This is a genomic window from Shewanella phaeophyticola, assembly GCF_025398315.1.
Lineage (GTDB): Bacteria > Pseudomonadota > Gammaproteobacteria > Enterobacterales > Shewanellaceae > Shewanella > Shewanella phaeophyticola.
Genome location: NZ_JAODOQ010000001.1, coordinates 2749268 through 2765226, shown reverse-complemented (window position 1 = coordinate 2765226; position 15959 = coordinate 2749268). Strand labels below are relative to the sequence as shown.

At 44.2% G+C, this 15959-nt stretch carries 20 protein-coding genes and 1 pseudogene; 4 read left to right on the top strand and 17 right to left on the bottom strand.

Annotation, left to right across the window (positions count from 1 at the left end; all coding sequences use genetic code 11):
- Positions 1-178 precede the first annotated feature (178 nt).
- The 4 genes from N4T56_RS12825 (at position 179) to N4T56_RS12810 (ending at position 2696) form a co-directional block, all read left to right on the top strand.
- Entirely contained in the window at positions 179-1153 is a 975-nt protein-coding gene (locus tag N4T56_RS12825) for a GGDEF domain-containing protein (protein WP_261733510.1), read from the top strand.
- Positions 1154-1367: 214 nt separating this feature from the next.
- Positions 1368-1892 carry a hypothetical protein gene (locus N4T56_RS12820; RefSeq protein ID WP_261733509.1) on the top strand — a complete coding sequence of 175 codons (525 nt, stop codon included), beginning with the start codon at positions 1368-1370 and terminating at the stop codon, positions 1890-1892.
- Entirely contained in the window at positions 1849-2394 is a 546-nt protein-coding gene (locus tag N4T56_RS12815) for a YHYH protein (protein WP_261733508.1), read from the top strand. Before N4T56_RS12820 ends, N4T56_RS12815 begins: the two co-directional genes overlap by 44 nt.
- A 23-nt stretch (positions 2395-2417) precedes the next feature.
- The gene (locus N4T56_RS12810; protein WP_261733507.1) at positions 2418-2696 is read left to right on the top strand and encodes a hypothetical protein; all 279 of its coding nucleotides are present in this window, start codon (positions 2418-2420) and stop codon (positions 2694-2696) included.
- A gap of 85 nt (positions 2697-2781) precedes the next feature.
- On the opposite strand, the gene N4T56_RS12805 is transcribed toward N4T56_RS12810, so the two are convergent.
- From N4T56_RS12805 to N4T56_RS12725, 17 genes and pseudogenes are all read right to left on the bottom strand, one after another.
- Complete coding sequence (locus N4T56_RS12805; RefSeq protein ID WP_261733506.1) at positions 2782-3786, bottom strand: AgmX/PglI C-terminal domain-containing protein; 1005 nt, start codon at positions 3784-3786, stop codon at positions 2782-2784.
- A gap of 1 nt (position 3787) precedes the next feature.
- A complete protein-coding gene (locus N4T56_RS12800) occupies positions 3788-4321 on the bottom strand; it encodes an ExbD/TolR family protein (RefSeq protein ID WP_261733505.1) in 534 nt (177 codons plus the stop codon).
- Positions 4318-4872, bottom strand: a complete 555-nt coding sequence (locus N4T56_RS12795; RefSeq protein WP_261733504.1) for a biopolymer transporter ExbD — start codon at positions 4870-4872, stop codon at positions 4318-4320. Before N4T56_RS12795 ends, N4T56_RS12800 begins: the two co-directional genes overlap by 4 nt.
- A 5-nt stretch (positions 4873-4877) precedes the next feature.
- Entirely contained in the window at positions 4878-5531 is a 654-nt protein-coding gene (locus tag N4T56_RS12790) for a MotA/TolQ/ExbB proton channel family protein (RefSeq protein WP_261733503.1), read from the bottom strand.
- Between the two features lie 119 nt (positions 5532-5650).
- Complete coding sequence (locus N4T56_RS12785) at positions 5651-5971, bottom strand: hypothetical protein (protein ID WP_261733502.1); 321 nt, start codon at positions 5969-5971, stop codon at positions 5651-5653.
- 1 nt (position 5972) lies between these two features.
- Complete coding sequence (locus N4T56_RS12780) at positions 5973-6692, bottom strand: tetratricopeptide repeat protein (protein ID WP_261733501.1); 720 nt, start codon at positions 6690-6692, stop codon at positions 5973-5975.
- A gap of 54 nt (positions 6693-6746) precedes the next feature.
- Positions 6747-7535 (bottom strand): hypothetical protein, encoded by a 789-nt coding sequence (locus N4T56_RS12775; RefSeq protein WP_261733500.1) that lies wholly within the window; start codon positions 7533-7535, stop codon positions 6747-6749.
- Complete coding sequence (locus N4T56_RS12770; RefSeq protein WP_261733499.1) at positions 7475-9676, bottom strand: hypothetical protein; 2202 nt, start codon at positions 9674-9676, stop codon at positions 7475-7477. The genes N4T56_RS12775 and N4T56_RS12770 overlap by 61 nt, the downstream gene beginning before the upstream one ends.
- Positions 9669-9791 (bottom strand): hypothetical protein, encoded by a 123-nt coding sequence (locus N4T56_RS12765; RefSeq protein WP_261733498.1) that lies wholly within the window; start codon positions 9789-9791, stop codon positions 9669-9671. The genes N4T56_RS12770 and N4T56_RS12765 overlap by 8 nt, the downstream gene beginning before the upstream one ends.
- Positions 9791-11926: a hypothetical protein gene (locus N4T56_RS12760; RefSeq protein ID WP_261733497.1), complete on the bottom strand. Its 2136-nt coding sequence runs from the start codon at positions 11924-11926 to the stop codon at positions 9791-9793. The genes N4T56_RS12765 and N4T56_RS12760 overlap by 1 nt, the downstream gene beginning before the upstream one ends.
- 6 nt (positions 11927-11932) lie before the next feature.
- Positions 11933-12487, bottom strand: a complete 555-nt coding sequence (locus tag N4T56_RS12755) for an AraC family transcriptional regulator (protein WP_261733496.1) — start codon at positions 12485-12487, stop codon at positions 11933-11935.
- A gap of 65 nt (positions 12488-12552) precedes the next feature.
- A complete protein-coding gene (locus N4T56_RS12750; RefSeq protein ID WP_261733495.1) occupies positions 12553-13707 on the bottom strand; it encodes a DUF3570 domain-containing protein in 1155 nt (384 codons plus the stop codon).
- Positions 13694-13954 carry a DUF4266 domain-containing protein gene (locus tag N4T56_RS12745; protein ID WP_261734822.1) on the bottom strand — a complete coding sequence of 87 codons (261 nt, stop codon included), beginning with the start codon at positions 13952-13954 and terminating at the stop codon, positions 13694-13696. Before N4T56_RS12745 ends, N4T56_RS12750 begins: the two co-directional genes overlap by 14 nt.
- Before the next feature lie 7 nt (positions 13955-13961).
- A pseudogene (locus tag N4T56_RS12740) lies at positions 13962-14404 on the bottom strand (TlpA family protein disulfide reductase).
- 128 nt (positions 14405-14532) lie between these two features.
- Entirely contained in the window at positions 14533-15195 is a 663-nt protein-coding gene (locus tag N4T56_RS12735) for an outer membrane beta-barrel domain-containing protein (RefSeq protein ID WP_261733494.1), read from the bottom strand.
- Positions 15165-15785, bottom strand: coding sequence for an outer membrane beta-barrel protein (locus tag N4T56_RS12730; protein WP_261733493.1), 621 nt, complete (start codon positions 15783-15785; stop codon positions 15165-15167). The genes N4T56_RS12735 and N4T56_RS12730 overlap by 31 nt, the downstream gene beginning before the upstream one ends.
- Positions 15748-15906 (bottom strand): hypothetical protein, encoded by a 159-nt coding sequence (locus N4T56_RS12725; RefSeq protein WP_261733492.1) that lies wholly within the window; start codon positions 15904-15906, stop codon positions 15748-15750. Before N4T56_RS12725 ends, N4T56_RS12730 begins: the two co-directional genes overlap by 38 nt.
- Between the last annotated feature and the right edge of the window lie 53 nt (positions 15907-15959).

Genomic DNA, 15959 nt, shown 5'->3' with positions numbered 1-15959 from the left:
TACAAGATGTGCATATAACACTGTCTTCTAATGTTACTTTTGCATAATATAGTTATGCAGTCGTTAGACTAAGAATGAACTACAAATAAAACATTAATGATACTGACGATAAAGTGTTGTAAACGGCAACGTATCGATTGATGAGCTTGACTGTTTTTTTATTTATGGCGAGAGCGTTATGATCAATCAGTTGCAAGAAAAATATCAATTGTCGCTTTTACTGCTTCTCAGTATTGTTGCTGTACTGGGTGTTTTTCCGTTTGTGGTTATTCGTTTTCTTGAGCACAATTATGTTGCTGCAATAATCGATATGACGCTAGTTATTGGGATTGTATCCCTTGTTGCTTATGCGCATAAGGCTAAGCAAATTCGCTTGGTTAGCGCCATATTGGCGATATTTATTAATGCTGGTGTCGTCACTATCGTGGTAGCGAATGGTACAGGTAGCTTTTTATGGGTTTATCCTGTTTTTGCAAGTACATTTATTTTAGTTAGACCGATAGAAGCGTTTATTATTAATCTTGTTGCTTGCCTATCTTTACTAGCGTTATCAGATATTTTTGAAACGGTATCGCTCAACTCATTTGTTGTCACAATCATTATGTTATCAATGAGCGCTTTTGTTTATGCCAGTCACGGAGCAAAACAATTTAGCTTACTCGAAACCCTCAATAGCGTTGACCCGCTTACCGGAGCCTTAAATCGTCGTGCAATGAGTACAGATATTCAGGCCGCGTTAGCCCTTGCTGAACGTCAAGGCGTTAGTCATGTATTAGCTATTTTAGATTTAGATTTCTTTAAAAAAATCAATGATAAATTTGGTCATGCGGTGGGTGACAAAGTATTAAAAGATTTTGTAACCATTACGACTACTCATATTCGTAAACACGATCGTCTTTATCGGTTTGGCGGAGAAGAGTTTGTATTACTCATCTCTGATTCCAATAAGCAACCACAAGCATTTATTCAACATCTTCGAACAGCTATCAAAAATGAATTAAAAACACCTGATGGCCAAGAGATTACCGTGTCTTTTGGTGTTGCATCTTGGGTCAAAGGAACAACAGCAGATACTTGGCTAAAACGAGCTGATGAAGCTTTGTATTTGGCAAAAGAAAATGGCCGTGATTGTGCGGTTTTCAGCAAAGATTAGGTTACTGTTATTCGTTATTCCTATCTTCTTATTTATGTTTAGTCTTACAACACAAAGACAGTGGATATAAATATGCAAAAAATAAAATGTTAAGTTAATTCAATAATATGTTGAGTTGTCGTTAAAAATACTTATTTACTGCACCGTTTATGCATAGTTGTTTAGTAGAGTCATGACCAGTATCTATAAACACAATAAATTGGGATGTAGTGCAATGCAAATAAAGTCAACTCTAGGCTTAGTGGTTTGTTGTTCGTTATTGTTTGCAGGCTGCGGGACGGATGACACAACAGACAGTGTCGCAGACGCAGTGACGGAAACGGTAACGGATACGGTGGAAACTGAAGTTGATGAGATTATAGATAACATCGTTGTTGTTGATCCCTCTGTATTTGCACTCAATTCACTAGAGTCAATAGAGATAGTCGATTGTACCTTGTCTAATGGTGATGCCAGCATTTGTTATTCCGTGACTGTTAATGGTTTTCCTGCTGATAGAAATGAATTGGAGCCATTCTGCCCTGAATCTATAGAAACCACAGCAGATGATGCAGGTAAGTGGTTTGATGGTGGTGTGTTATATGATCTAACGGGCTCGTTCGTGTCTAACTTGAGTGTATTTTACGGTGACAGTAAATGGCAACTCTATGATAAAGACACGGGCTTAGTGAATATCACCGACACTCAAGTGGCTTGTGAAGCCGCAGCAAGGCTACAATGCGGCGGCCGAATACAATAACTTTTGTGTGCAATGTGAAATCAGTTATTACAGTGACGTTGCTAGTGAGGGGGTTTCTAGCACCTACTTAATACCTGTCACGCCAGTGTTACGAGATAACCCTGCAGATATTAGCAGTGACAATGTCGGTGTCGCATTTAATGGCGTAAACCTTGCTGTTGCTGCGCCTACTCAAGCTATTTTAAGTGCTTATACTATTGCCGCATTTGATGATTGCGTTGGCCATGTTAACCCCGTTGCTGGTTATCATTATCATGGTGCTAACCATGGGGATGGGACTTGCCCTGCGATTGATTATGAAAGTGATGGTCATGGTGGCGCGTTTGCCTATGCAATGGACGGTTTTGCTATTTACAGCATGCTTAATCAAAGTGGTGAAGAAGACACTGATTTAGACGAATGCCGTGGGCACAGTGATGATACACGCGGTTACCATTATCATGCAGCGGGTGCGGGTGAAAATACTTTTATTGGTTGCTTTGCGGGTGAGATAGCACAATGATGCCCCATTTTAAGTTATTGACAATGGCTTTAGTACTGGCATTAACCTCAACGTTATCTGCTTTTGCACATGAAGAACATGTTTTTAAAGCGCCTTGGGATGCCTGTGCTGATGCGGTTAAAACTCAGCAATGTGCTTACACTAATGCCCATGGTGATTTATTTAAAGGTACTTGCAGAGTATTTAACGAGGCGTTGATGTGTGTGCGCAATCAACCGATAATCACCGCTGAAAAGGTAACACCTGCAGATGTTGCTGAAGTGACGGTATCTTCACATCATGATAGTCACGAAAATCATTAATTTTTATATTCTAACGATAAAAAAGCAGGTAATGGGTATTTCATTACCTGCTTTTTTACGGCTTAAAACTAGTCGATAAAGTTGTTTAGCTTGGAAAGAAGTCAATGGCCCAAATGGTGGTCATTACCGCGACTTTTTCAGCTGGGAAAGTGATTGAACGGAGCACCAAGGTTAATTGACGCTCTAATTTAGCATCGTTAAGTTCGCTCGATTTAATCGTCACCTTGCTGATACTGCCATTAGGTTGAATGACAATTTCAAACATCACTTTGCCTTTTAAAAAGGGATCTTTTCTTAAGGCGCGGTTGTAGAGTGAATAAAGCCGTGATTTATTGGCTTCTAAGGTGCGTCTAAGAGCAGCCTCTGAACGTTGACCAGCATGACTTGCCTGGCTGGCCTGTTCAGCCGCGGCGCCCTGACTGGCTAACACTTCTTCTTTTGCGAGACGAATTTGTTGGGTTTCGTTACCGCTCAGCGAGCCAGATGACACCGTTTGGCTAATGGTTGATTTTGCCAAATTATCAGTTTGTTTATTGGCTGCACCGGCGAGTAGGTCACGTTTTACTTTGACCTCTTGGCTCGTGGTTTGATCAAGCTTACGCTGCGCCGTCGGGGTAACATCAAAGGCTTCACGCATCGAAAATAACTCATCTTTCATGGCGGCTAAGCCTGATGTGCTGGCTTTTTCTTTGGCTGCCTCACGGGTTGTGGGTTGCACAACTTGAGGTTTTACCACAGGCTCAATTGGCTTCTCGACTACCTTGTCTTCAGGCGGAGCCGGCTCTGGCTCAGGCAGCGGTTCTGGCTCCGGTGGCTTCACTTCAGGTTTAACCGGTGGCGGTAACTGCTTTTCTTGTAAGATGATTTTCGCCAGCTGTGGCGGCACTTGCTCTTTAACTTCTCGTGGCAGTTCAACTTGTTCAAGCATGGGCACCACAACGGCAAACACCAAATAAACCAACAACAGCACCCACAAAATCTGTTTAAACAGTTTGTCTTGTTTGCTGGGTTTAAATAAGTCGCCTAAATCATTAAAGCTATTACTTGTGTGCTGATTAAGTTGAGCTGTTCCAAGGGTAGCTGTAGTCATGTTAGCTCTCCCCATCAGCTTGTTTAGCCTGTTGTTCAACCGCTAACGAAATATCACGATACCCCGTTGTTGCACAGGCTGCCATTATTTGCTTTAACACCACATAAGGTGTTGCAGCATCGCCAATAATGGTGACCGCGCGGCCATTTTGCTGTTCGGTTTCAGTCAGTTCGGTGCGCTTACTGGCCTGGTAGGTGAGCTCAGTGGTTAAGGTTTCAATAAACTCAGGGTTTTCTTGTTCAGTGAGTCCTTGTCCATCTTCACTTTTTTGCCAAATAGCCCGCTCTTGTACTAACACTGTGTCGGCGATGACTGTGATAACCAGGTTTTCAACGGGCAAGGTTTCAGCGACAGACACTGGCAAGCTGAGCTTTTCGATATTTTGCAATACACGCACTTCAGACTGATTCACAATTAAGAAAAACACTAAAATCGTGAAAATGTCCATTAACGCGACAAGGTTAAGCTTACTACCCGCTTTTAAGCGTTTGTGATGTTTAACTAATCTGCGGCTTCTGGCCGATTGTTTCATCATTGCTTGGCTCCTATTGGTTGTCCAATAGTGGTCTGTGACTCTGAGTCACTGACCGCGGGAGCATCCCCAAGTGAGACCATTGGAAACAACTCTGCATCAACCAAATTAGCGGCAACTACGGCTTTAAATGAGCGAACTGTGTCCATGGCCGATACGATGGTTTGGTAGTCAATGGCTGGGTCTAGCAGTAATACAATGTCGTTTTTCTCTATGCCTTGCTGCTGAAATGTCAGTTTTAAATCTTGCAGGTACACCGACAGGGCGGCAAAGTCATAGCCTGTCTCTGTTATGTCAAATTGTTTAAGTGCCATACCCGCCGGATAGTTAAGGGTTAAGCGGCTAGGGGTAATCACTAATTCGAGTATTTTGGGTTCTTGTTCATCTTGTGCTTGTTCTTCTTCGGTTAACACCGGCAGTTGTAAGTTAAGAATGCGCACTTGTGAGAACACCAAACTCAGCAGTAACACTGGCACTAACACTATCATCAAATTCATAAATGAGGTGATATCCAGTTCTGCATCTTGGGTATTGGGGCGACGGTGGCGTCTCATACTCATTAACCTCGGTAGTTATCCGTTTGCTGGTTAAATGACAACGAATTAAGCAGTTTGATGCCTGCCATTTCAATTGAGTCAACAATGGTGGCCGTTTTAGTTTGCAGGCTAGAGTGAAATAAAATCAGTGGGATAGCGGTGATCAAACCAAATGCAGTGGTGTTCATCGCCACCGAAATACTCGATGACAATAAGTTGGCTTTTTCTGCAGGATCGGCGCTGGCAACGGCAGAGAACGCCGCAATTAAGCCCATAATAGTACCTAACAAACCGAGTAACGTTGCGATATTCGCCAGTGTGGCAATAAATGGCGTGCGTTTTTCAAGGCGTAGCATGTATTCCATTACGGTTTCTTCCATGGCGTATTCAACATCTTCACGGCGGCTGGCACTTGATATGCGCGCAATACCTGACTGCAATACGTCAAACACGGGTGCTTTATGGTTTTGTGCATGTTGACTAATGGTATTAACGTCGCCTGTTTTGAGGGCGTTTTTTATCAACGAAAATGCTTTTTGGTTAGTGCGATGCGCTGAGCTTAAATATAACCAGCGTTCAATGGTAATGGCTAAACCGATCACTAACACTAACGCGATAGGGTAGATAAATGAGCCACCATTTTGTAAAAACGCAATGATATGGTCGGTAAAACTCATGTGATGTTCCTTCTATTTTTGTTGTTTGTCCCCAGGTGTTTATGGCTGCATGGGGCAATTATCTTGTGACTCAGATTGTTAAGGTATTTTGGTGTTTAGCTGTATTTATTTTATTGGGCTTACTTTGTCTGTTGATTGCTATTGGCAAAGTCTCTCACCTGTTGCCTAAATGCTTTGGGGTTTATGGGTTTAAATTCAGGCAGGGTGAGCTGCATGTCGTTGTTATTGATGTCTATAGGATGGGTAATCCCTTGCCACGGCATGATGTACAGCACTTTAGGTTGCTCTTGAGAACCCGTGACTTGGCTTTCGATTACCACCGGCTTGTTGTTTACCGCCGTTGTGTTTGGCTTGTCGGCTTCATTGGCAAAACTTGTTTGAATAGCCGACGCCCAACACAAACAAACAGCAGTCAATTGCAACGCTTTTATCGTGTTCATATTAGCCTGCTCCGTTGGTATTATCGGGTAGGGTTAACCCTGCTCGTTGAATTTTAATTTCGACGCCAGCAAGCCAGCGCTTTGCTTGTTCATCGTCTGGTTGATTGGCTAAGTAAGCCAAATAAAACTGCCTTGCTTGTAATAACTTACCGCGATAAAGCTCTAATAACATCGCTAAATTGATTTGAGCCTGAGGATACTGCGGCCACAATGTTAGTGCGGTTAAATAGCCCTGTTCAGCCTGGGCATATTGGCCTTGTTGTCTGGCAATATTGGCCTTAATTTGATGCGCGTATGGGTTACTGCTGTTGGCCTTAATGGCCTGATCTAATAATGCATCTGCTTGATCAAAAGATTGTTGGTTAATTGCTATGATGGCTTTATTGACGTAAGCCCCCGATAACTGTGGCTGAGTTGCGATGACATTATCAAACAGGCTATTAGCGTTTTGCCATTGCTGGTTTTTCATCGCGTTAATTGCTTGCTGATATTGTGCTAACACTGCCGCAGGGACTTCGGCTAAACGAAGCGATGCTTGTTCAAGGTACACGTTGCGCTGATCTTGTTTGTCGGCAATCGCGGTTAAAGTAGTATTGGCGTCTTTGTGAGTGATATTAACCATGTCGACAATGTGTTGTTCAGCGGTATCCGATGATGCTGCGCGGCTTGGCGTATTGGCATCATTACTATTTGGCGCCGTGCTGCAACTGGCTAAAAACATCGCACAGAACAAGGCGATAAATGCACTTAGCCCATGGCTGAGGTTGATAATGATTTAATGGATCGCATCGATAACCTCATGTGTTAATTCTGATTTTTGGTATAGGGCTGGAGACATCTCTGCCAGGCGGGTAAAGCTTTTATCAACCCATTGATCAACAATATCTTCCCATGCCCGCTGTGCGTTACTGATGTGGATGTCGATGGCTTTTTCTTCAAACGGGTAGGCGAGTTCTTCGAGTAAGATTTCGTACTCTTCAAGGGCAAGCTCATCTAAATCGTTAGGGCGCTGAGAGTTCATCATGTCGCTTGCCAATTGACGGTACATTTCTGCTAGATTATAAGTGGCATGCGGCACGTATTTAGCTAATTGAAAACCAAGTACCTGTTGGTAGTAATTAATGGCTTTTTTCATGGCGTCTTGTTTACGCTTTAAGCTTTTTTGCAGTGGCGCATTGAGCTTAATGGCCGCAAAGCTTCGCTGCTCTGCTTCGCCTAACGCAAAGGCGGCAATTGAGCCGAGCTCGACCTGGCGGGCTTGAATGGCGTTGGCATCACTTTGTCGTTGCTGGCGATCAAAGCTAAGTATTTGTCTAAACCAGTAATATTGTTTATTGGCTTCACCGCTTTGGCGATAAAATTCACTCATTTTAAAGCGCACTTCTTGAGCCACATCGAATGGTTGTGGGTAAGTTTTTGCATAGCTTCTGAATGTGGTGAGAGCGTTATTGCGATCGCCTGCTTTTAAATAATATTCGGCTGCGGTGTATTGTGCTTCACGCTTTAACGGCCTGGTTGCTCGTTGGCCACAATAATTAATAATTGCTCTGCGGCTAAGTCCCACTGGGCTAACGCTTCGTATGACTGGGCTAACTTTGCCGGAATTGCCGCGCTAAACTCATGGTTTGGATGTTGTTTTTGAAACGGTTTTAACACATCAATGGCTTGTTGCCAGCGCTGTTGTTCTAGCAAAAGGTTAGCGGCATCCAGTTCTGCGTTTACTGCATATTGTGATTCTGGCACCACTTGAGCGACGCGCAATAACTGACTAACAGCCAATAGTGGCTCAGTTTGTTTAACGGCCTGGGCTTGAAAGTAAATACTCGAGGCCAGTAAGTTGCGCATTTCGCTCCAGGCGGTAGTGCTGTTATCTGTGTATTGTAGCGCAAGCACGTAAGCGTCTTCTGCCTGCGCATATTGCTCTTGTTGATACAGGCTATTGGCATACAGTTGGCTGACAAACTGCACTTGTTTACGGGCAGTGTCTGATAATGGCGTTGCCATTTGTGCTGCGCTAGAGCTCGCAGTCAGTGGTGCTATGCCATGAGCTTGTAAGACAAAATCGGTAAAGTATTTCAAGCTAACGCAGTCTTGGCTGTCAAATGAATATTGCGCCGCATTGCCGGCCAATTGTAAGGCGCGTTCATCTTGCGGATATTGTTTAATAAATTGTTTATCTAATTGATTACGTTTGCTAATCAATGGTGTGACAACTTCAATAGCAGTTGGACTTTGCTGTGAGATCAGCTCACGTATGGTCACGGTTGTGGCGTAGGCTGATTGCTGCTGTATTTGGCTTAACGCTGTTGATGCCTCAGCATCAGTTGGCTCATACGCAATGGTGTAATAGCTGTCTAGCGAAGCTTGATACTGCTTGGCTTCATAGTTTGCATCAGCAAAAAGATACTGGTCGTGAATAATGTCTTTGCTTAGTAATGGCTTGGCTTGAGGCAATTGGGCCAGCTGCAAATAAGTGTTTAATGCGCCTGCAGCTTGGGCAAAGGCGTTAATACGCTCATTGCCTTGCAAGGTTTGAGCGTTGGCATATAAACGGCGGCTGTGCTCGTCACTAAAGTTGAGTAAATGCGGTAATAATTCACTTTGGTGTGCCGTTGAAGCATTTAGCCAAAAGGCGCTATTTAAACCATATTGTTTTACATAATCATTTTTAAGTTTATGCATGGCGGCAAATTTACCCTGCTGCTGGAGCAGGTCGAGTAAGTCCAGTGAAAAGCGCGCCGCCCAGATATGATTTGGGGCAAAGTCGATATAAGCTTGGTAAGTTAACTCTGCATCATGGTCGAGCTTTTTGTCGAGTAAAAAGGTGGCTAAGTTGGCAAATAACACATGTTGATATAAACCAATATAGGGTAGCGATTGATTGTCATTCACTAATGCCACCAATGACTGTGATTGCAGTTGTTGGCTTAATGAAATACTCAGCACTCGTTGCGTGTCGATGGCCAGGTTTTGCGCGCGGCTGCCAAGCTTTTCAAAAGCAAAATCATCCGCGGTTAACTTGGTCACTTGTGGGTTATTTTGTTGGCTAGCAACCAGTGCTTCAAATACCTGTAAAAATGCATTATCGGCATTAGCGAGTCGGTTGAGCTTAAATTCAGACCAACCAAGCATATACAAACTATTGAGCTGATATTTTTGATTATTGTTGGCTGTTAATACCTGTTTATAGGCTTGAATAGCCGCAATGTAATTTTGCAAATTGTAGTAAATTTCGCCGCGCCTAAAGTTCAGTTCAGCCAGATAATCGGTTTGAGGATATTGGCTTAATAGTAATTCAACCTGCGCCAGGCTAGCGCCTAGATTACCTTGTAAGTCGAGCGCTTTAGCTAATTGGTAGCGTAAATGTTCATTTTCAGCATGCTGCGGATAGCGTTGCAGTAGCTGCTGGTATTGCTCAATTAATTGCTGCAATGCGGCATCGTTTTTACTGAGCTGAGCCAATACCTGACTGTCGGCTTGTGCTGGATCAGTTAACTCATCGCCTAAATCAGCATAAGATTGGGCTTCAAAGGATTCAGTATTAATTTGCGCCAGGCGATATTCCACATGCGTGCGCACTTCTGGATCGGGCTCTAAGGTCAATAATTGTTGATAAATCCCAGCCAAAGCGGCGCTTCGTTGCTGTTGGCTCATTTCGACGGCGGCGACTTGTTCGCTGCTCGTTTTATTGGCTAAATCACTCAAACTGTACTCGTTTGGCTTGTTGGTTATAATCAGTTTGCCCACTACTAAAACAACCCGATAACAGCATACCACTGACGATAATCAACACGCTTGATGCATAAGATGAGGTAGACATTAGCGCGCTCCTTGTGAAGCGCTATCAACACCTGAAGCAGGGGATGATATGTTGTCAGCTTGCGCCATTTGCTCTAATACATTGGCCATTTGATGACGGCTGGTGAGCAATAATTGCTCTAATGTATATTGCTGTTGCTGGGTAAAAATACTGATCTTGCCGCGGATCTCTCGGCTGGTTTTGAGACTCAACGCCTCGATATTCAAGGTCATTTTGTTGATGTCGGTTTGTGTTTGCTGTTGGCGTACGCCAAAGTCAGACAGTAAGCGTGGGTTAGTGGATAAATCACTAAAGCGACTGGCTTGCTGCTCAAGCAGAACGAGTTGTTCAGATAATTGTTTAAGACTTTGTTTATGTTGCCAAAGCTGTTGTGGGAATGTGCTTTGTAACTGCCATTGCAACACACCTTTGATTCTATTGAGTCGCAGCTGCTCATCATCGGTATTACGTTGTGAAGCCAATTTATTTAGCGTGGCTTGGCTGGCATCAATACGATTTAACCATTGTTGCTGCGTTGGGTTGGCAAACACCTGTGGGTTTTGCTCGATTTCTGCCTGGGCGATAATATCCGCGATACGCTGCTTTTGCGCCGTTAAGCTTTGGATCATCTCACGGTAAGCCAATTGCTTTTGCTGTTCTTTAACCCTAGCTTGGCGTTGACTGTTGAGTGTTAGCGTGTCTTTAAGCCATTGGCTATTTGCTTGCTGGGTTTTGATATTGTCGCTGAGTAACTCAAGGTTTAGCAGGGTTTGGTAATCGGTTGCCAGTAACGGATCGTTTAATGCCTTTTTAAGCCAAGGGGCGTCGGTGTTGAAGCGCTGGGTTAACATAAGCGCGAGTACATCTGACTTTGGTGTTAATAAGGCGTTTTGCTCATCTTCAGCTTTAGCCGCAAAGTCCATGATGTTTTTGCTGTCGTTGAAGGTCTTGCCAAATTGTTTTAGCTCGGCAATTTTTTGCAAATATAACTGCTCAGCTTGCTGATACAGGGTTAACCCCTGAGCTAACGATTGCAGCTCACTCACTTGTTTGGCGCTGAGCAATGCGGCTTGCCAGGCTAAATGTGAGTATGGGTATTGCTGTTGTAATAACGCCAACAGTTTGAACGACATGTCATATTGCTGTTGTTGCTGGGCAGAATAGGCAAACAAAAATAGTGCCGATTCGGCATAAGGGCTTTGCTGCGGAAAATCAACCAACTCCTTGTAGGCTAAATTGTATTGCTGGTTGGCAACATAGAGCTGCGCCAGTAATAATTTGGCGTAGTCGTTAATCGCTTGTTGTTGCAACAATGCATCTTGTACTTGTGGTTTTAGCTGGTCGTTGGCGTCAACAATATCGGGCTGTGTAAACGGGTTAAACAGCTTTTGCCAAAAATTAACCTCGGGAGCCTGCCATTGCTGGTTTTTAAGCTCGATTAATATAGGTTGAGCTGCGCTGTATTGTTGCTGCTCCATGTACAGTAATGCCTGGTTTAAGGCAATGTAAGCGGCAGATGAATTAGTCTGCACCGCGTCATCTGCACCGGCTGTTTGCTGCACATGAGCGGTTAATGGTGGCGTTGCTGGCCAATAAGCTAATTGGCTTAATATATGATATTGCTCAAGATAGTCAGGTAATACTGTGGTAATTTTACCTAGAGTAAGCTGGGCGCTAACATTGTCGCCTTGATCAATTTGTTGCTCGGTTAATTGCAACAAGGCAATTAACAACAACTCTTGCGGTGATGTGGCTGATTTTGCTTGACTGCTGTTGGCTGTGCCCGTTTGGTTTTGTTCAAATTGCGCTAAGGTTTGTGTGGCTTGGTCGTGTAACCCAATGGCCACTTGTAATCCAGCTTCAAACAGCTGGCTGCGATCAGAATCTATGCCCTGACGTTGACGGTTTAAACTAATTTGCCTCAGTGCTGAGCCATAATCACCCGCAAAGTAAAAGTACAATGCTTGGCGATAGAATTTATCTTCTAAGTCTGTTTTAGCTGTTGTGCGTCCCTCAGTTTGCTCTGCTGCATGGACTGCAGGGAGGGCAAATAAAGTTAACGCGCAAGTTAATAGCGCAGCTGCGCTCATTGGGCGCAAAAGTTGGCCAATGCGGTAAGGTTGCTTTGCATTAACGGATTGAATGATGGCGGCCATTATGATTTACAACGCCCACTGTTCGACTTTGATATCAGCGCGATAGCTTGATTCACTGTCTTCGACTTTAAGTTCAATCATCACGGTTTCATCGGTTTTATCAAAGTTATGGCTAATCGCGCGTTGGACTGTGCGACCTTCTGCATCGTTACCGGTAAAAATAGCGGTTAGCAGGTGCGGACCAGTTTTGATATTACCCAAGTAAATACGTTGAATGCCGCCTTGTTCTAATGCTTTACGTTGACGCTCGGTATATAAAAAACCGCTGACATTATTGTCGTCAATTTTAAGTTCTACACTGTCGAGTTTAAGAAAACGCCCTACATCAACCGAGACAAACACCGCAATTTGAGTGCTGGCCGGAAACAGTAAATCTTCTTCTAAAATAAACAAATCGCGATTGAGCTTTAGCACCTGGCTTTTAATGTCTTCAAGCTCGGATGCCAGCGCGCCTTTATTGGCGTCTTCAGCATGCAATGGTATAGACAAAAAGCCTGTAAGCAGTGCCGTGACAGCAAATAAGCGGGTTAAAAATGCACAACATTTACGCACAGTAGTCATAGGGTTAAGGCCTTGGCAATTTCGTTGTAGGGTCAATATGTTATCGATGACATTAAATACACACATTAAAAGTACACGCTAACAAAGGCGCGGACCACATTGGCAGAGAAGCCATAAAAGGGTTCGTTACCGACTCCGCCTTCTGCATTAGGGTTCCTAAAATTATTGTATTGAAAGTCAATATAATCCCATTGAAGCGATGCCTCTGAGCGGGTATCGCCAAATGATACCGATGCTGGCAGCTGATAAGTAATCCCAAGCCCGTAGGTAATGTCGCTAAAGTCACTTAACTCTTTGTCGCGCGCCATATAATTTTGCGCGTCACGATAGGGGAATAAATCGCTGTAAAACTCCGCCTGAGTTTGCTGGTAGTAACGCACTTTTAGCTCTAGCTCTAAGCTGTCACCAATGGGATGTCGATAACCCACTTCAACATCGCTGGCGGTGATTTCCCAACTGTCGTTAAAATGGCGGTAGTGAAAAAACAAGGCTGCGCGATAAGGTAAAAAGTAACTGGCCGATAATTTTGCCGCAAACGAATTGCGGGTTTCTGGATACACTTCAGCCTGATACCCCACACCCGATGGAACGCTGTTGTCGACATAACGCACGGTGCGATAAGGGTTATTTAAATAACCACTGTCGGCAATGGCTTCAACGTTGAGGCTGGCGGTGAGGTTGCGGGTTAAAATTTGATTGATGCCTGCACGAATACGATATTGCTCACTTTGTTCTTCAAAGATGTCATCGCCATTACGCTTAATTTCGTTGTCGCCGTAAGACAAACCCAAATTAAGATTGGTTAAGTCACCAAAGGTGTCTTGTGACACATTAATGCTAAATGATTGAGCTAAATAATCGTCTTCATTACTTTGACGTAAATTAAGCGACATTAAGGTTTTGTCGTGTAAGTATTCAATTCCGATTTGGCCTTCGTGGCGTTTTTCGCTGTACGGACTGGCGGTACTGATCACATCAACAGAGGCTGATGAAATGCTGTCCAAGTAATAGTAAGCGGTAATCGCCACCGATTCAGACGCCTTTTTTCGCAACATGACGGATGCACCATCAATGGTCATGCCGCCCCCTTCGTAGCTGTGATACAACACATCAGCGCGGTCAGGATCGAGCACAGCTGCTTGAGCCATTAAGGTCGTTAAACCCAGGCATATTGCCGCGAAGAGTTTGACGCTGTTATTAAGCCATTTAGTTACAACCACAACCACCTCCACCGGTGCCTTCAGCGCCACGAGCTGATTCACGGCCTTCAAGTACGTGAGCCACATGCATACTGGCGCTTGGGTGACGATTCATGCGCATTATCGGGTCGGCCAGGTTTTGGCGCTCGTAAGGTTTAACCCAGGGCTCAATACCCATGTTTGAGCAACCACTAAGTCCAATTAGGCTGAGTAGCGCGATGCCTTTAAGCGACAAGGCGGTGAGGCGAGGTGATAAAGTGAATGTCATCATCGATTTACTCTCTGATCAGCTGTTTAATGGCGGCGGCGTATTTTTTTTCATAGCCATCTTGATAGCCTTGAAACACAAAACGCACCTTGCCGTTACGATCAATCATCACCGTCGTCGGCATGGCTTCAACCTGATAGGTTTTAGACAAGGAGTTGGTTTGGTCAAAAAAGATTGAGAAGCTCAAATCAAGATCGGCTAGAAAGTCTTTACCGGCCTGGTTTTCTTGCTCAACGTTGACGCCCCAAACTTGCACGCCTAAGTCTTGATACTTGTCTTGTAACTTTTGCAGTACCGGCATTTCTTTACGGCAAGGCCGCACCAAGATGCCCAAAAGTTGATTAAGATTATTTCACCGCGTTGTTCGGTTAAGTTAAGGTTAGTGCCTTGTTGATTTTTTAAGGTGAAGTCGGGTGCGGCTTCACCAATGGTGAGCGCGTGAGCCTGCATCGACAATAATTGTATTGACAATAATGATGCACCTAAGGCAACAAGACATTTACCGCTAAATCGACTGAACAACATTGTATTTCCTTATTGGTTTTTCTTATAAGTACTTATTTTAAATCAGCAAAATATTAAAAATAAAACGACACGCCGGTAGCAAAGCTTAAGTTGTGTGTGGTTTTAGATTCGCCAGTAACCTCTGTGTTAAACAGGTAATCACTCATGCTTAAGTCCCATGCTATCCAGTCGGTTAAAAACACTCGATAGTTGGCGGTTAAGTTAACGGTAAACTGTTCGTCACCGGCAAAGTCGGTGTTACCGCCACCGAGTTCAACTGAAAACACGCTATTAAACACTGTGTCTTTACTGAAAAAGATTTCACCAGGCAGCAAGTTATAGCCAATGTTTAAGCCGTAATACGTTAGCTCTCGCTCGTCGTCGGTTAACAGCGGCGCGGCATTGGCAAGCTTTTCAAAACTGGTTTTGCCTGCTTTAGCTTGGGCGTAGCGGGCTTTAACATAAAAATGCTCGCTGATGTGATAGCCAAGATGCGCGCTAAGCCATGAGCTGGACTCAAAATCCTCAATCGACATGATGCCGCCCTGAAGCCCGGCTTCAAAGTTTTCAGTGTCGAGTAGGTCGTCAAGCACATCGCGGCGCTCTACATCCGCTTTAACAGTGTTAGCGGTATCATCAGCAGCAAAGGCAACTGAGCTTGGGGTTAATGCACTCAACGCCAAGGTGCTGGCGGTCAGTAATGGCATTAAAAAAATACGCTGAATCCTATTTTCCATGTTTGGATCTCTTCATTTTCATCTCGGTCGGTTAAGGCTAACGAGAGTTTGTATTCGGCGCGTAATATAAAATTACGGGCAAGGTGGTATTTAATGCCAGCCGCGGCGCTCATTAGCGTGCTACGGCGTGACTCGGTGTCGGCTAACACGCTATGAGGTTCGGTATTAATGACCCCCGCGCCAACGCCGATGTAAGGCACAACGAGTAAATCTGGCATTGGCTGGCTGAGTAACATCACTTCAAATACATCACTGTCTGAAATGCTCCCCAACGCTTTACCTGCTGATAACTCCGCGCTAAAGACGGGGGTAAAGGCATAACCAGCAAACAAGTTATAAAAGTTGGACTCTTCTAGATCGCCGTACATCATCCCTGCTTCAAATTGACGGTTTATCACGTCTTGCGCTGTGATTTGTGTGGCGCTAATGGCTTGACCGTCTTGAGATAAGCCCAATAAATCATCTTCATGAAACCAGCCTTCAATGCCACGTTTGTCTTTTACTTTTAACCAAGAGGTGCGTTTAAGTAATACGCTGACCATCTCATTTTTTTCAATAACCGATACCACTGGGTAGCCCGCACTCGGCACCTGAGTGCAGCTCAACAAAAGGTACGTCGATACGTAAACTCGGGTTGTCTTCAGCCTGTAATATTGGGCTTAAGCACAATAGTGTCAGTAGCAGGCAGGTGTTGCGTATGTAAGTCAGCATAATTCCCTATCGCAAAGTCTATTGCGCCAACGGATTGGGTTGGCGCTGTGCTT

Coding starts and splice junctions, on each gene's coding strand:
- N4T56_RS12810 (WP_261733507.1), top strand. CDS start 2,418: ATGGCTTTAGTACTGGCATTAACCTCAACGTTATCTGCTTTTGCACAT.
- N4T56_RS12785 (WP_261733502.1), bottom strand. CDS start 5,971: ATGAACACGATAAAAGCGTTGCAATTGACTGCTGTTTGTTTGTGTTGG.
- N4T56_RS12800 (WP_261733505.1), bottom strand. CDS start 4,321: ATGATGAAACAATCGGCCAGAAGCCGCAGATTAGTTAAACATCACAAA.
- N4T56_RS12805 (WP_261733506.1), bottom strand. CDS start 3,786: ATGACTACAGCTACCCTTGGAACAGCTCAACTTAATCAGCACACAAGT.
- N4T56_RS12755 (WP_261733496.1), bottom strand. CDS start 12,487: ATGACTACTGTGCGTAAATGTTGTGCATTTTTAACCCGCTTATTTGCT.
- N4T56_RS12745 (WP_261734822.1), bottom strand. CDS start 13,954: ATGACATTCACTTTATCACCTCGCCTCACCGCCTTGTCGCTTAAAGGC.
- N4T56_RS12790 (WP_261733503.1), bottom strand. CDS start 5,531: ATGAGTTTTACCGACCATATCATTGCGTTTTTACAAAATGGTGGCTCA.
- N4T56_RS12760 (WP_261733497.1), bottom strand. CDS start 11,926: ATGGCCGCCATCATTCAATCCGTTAATGCAAAGCAACCTTACCGCATT.
- N4T56_RS12820 (WP_261733509.1), top strand. CDS start 1,368: ATGCAAATAAAGTCAACTCTAGGCTTAGTGGTTTGTTGTTCGTTATTG.
- N4T56_RS12725 (WP_261733492.1), bottom strand. CDS start 15,906: ATGCTGACTTACATACGCAACACCTGCCTGCTACTGACACTATTGTGC.
- N4T56_RS12825 (WP_261733510.1), top strand. CDS start 179: ATGATCAATCAGTTGCAAGAAAAATATCAATTGTCGCTTTTACTGCTT.
- N4T56_RS12780 (WP_261733501.1), bottom strand. CDS start 6,692: ATGTTTTTAGCCAGTTGCAGCACGGCGCCAAATAGTAATGATGCCAAT.
- N4T56_RS12795 (WP_261733504.1), bottom strand. CDS start 4,872: ATGAGACGCCACCGTCGCCCCAATACCCAAGATGCAGAACTGGATATC.
- N4T56_RS12765 (WP_261733498.1), bottom strand. CDS start 9,791: ATGTCTACCTCATCTTATGCATCAAGCGTGTTGATTATCGTCAGTGGT.
- N4T56_RS12735 (WP_261733494.1), bottom strand. CDS start 15,195: ATGGAAAATAGGATTCAGCGTATTTTTTTAATGCCATTACTGACCGCC.